Raw genomic sequence first — 877 nt, 5'->3', positions numbered from 1 at the left:
GTCGGCTTGAATGACTTGTTAGGCCTAGCGCCGCAACCGGAGCCCAGACCTGCGGCCGACTGCTCTGCTTTGACCCAACCCCCGGCGGAATGTATCAGCTCGCGGTGCCCAATGCCGCCGAAGACAGGGCCCCCGGCCGAAGCGGGAAAAAATGCTGCMCCAAATGGCCGAGGCTGGGGGCGTTGTGCGCGCAACCGAAGCAAAACCACGACGACCTCAGACACGACAGCGCGTCGATCCCGGACCGGCCGCAACGTTGCGACTACAGTCCTAACGCCTGAGTTAAGCCGCACCGCGGAGCGGTGTCGGCTTGAATGAATTGTTAGGCCGCCGCCCACTTGAGGAACACATTGATGATCTCCTCAAGCTTCTGAGGGCCGCCGGCCGCACTGAACTTGTTGTCCGCGACCTTACAGAAGATCCACTCGCTACCACTGGTTTCGGCGTCCTCAAACATGCCGTAGTGGATTGGCGCAAACGTCTTTCCTTCCAGTTCGGAGCCCGCAAGATCAATCTCAAGGTTCCACCCCGGGTTGTCGAGGGTGGTTATCGTCACCCCATAGGAGTGCTCCCAGTCCTCATCACATTGGTCGAGGTACCACTGTTGAAGCCTTGTCAGAGCATCCATAGCGGCCTAACGCCAGAGTTAAGCCGCACCGCGGAGCGGTGTCGGCTTGAATGACTTGTTAGGCCTAGCGTCGCAACCGGAGCCCAGACCTGCGGCCGACTGCTCTGCTTTGACCCAACCCCCGGCGGAATGTATCAGCTCGCGGTGCCCAATGCCGCCGAAGACAGGGCCCCCGGCCGAAGCGGGAAAAATGCTGCCCCAAATGGCCGAGGCTGGGGGCGTTGTGCGCGCAACCGAAGCAAAACCACG

The 877-nt window shown here is 61.2% G+C and carries 1 protein-coding gene; it reads right to left on the bottom strand.

What is annotated here, in order from left to right:
• Positions 1–322 precede the first annotated feature (322 nt).
• Positions 323–628, bottom strand: coding sequence for an immunity 53 family protein (locus tag AC1DER_RS17215; protein WP_477248575.1), 306 nt, complete (start codon positions 626–628; stop codon positions 323–325).
• Between the last annotated feature and the right edge of the window lie 249 nt (positions 629–877).

The organism is Lysobacter sp. 05T417 (genome assembly GCF_056396405.1).
Note: the sequence above shows the minus strand (reverse complement) of the source record. Positions and strands in the feature narration are given on the sequence as shown.

Bases quoted from the DNA above. Each gene is read 5' to 3' on its own strand.
- AC1DER_RS17215 (WP_477248575.1), bottom strand. From the start codon at position 628: ATGGATGCTCTGACAAGGCTTCAACAGTGGTACCTCGACCAATGTGAT.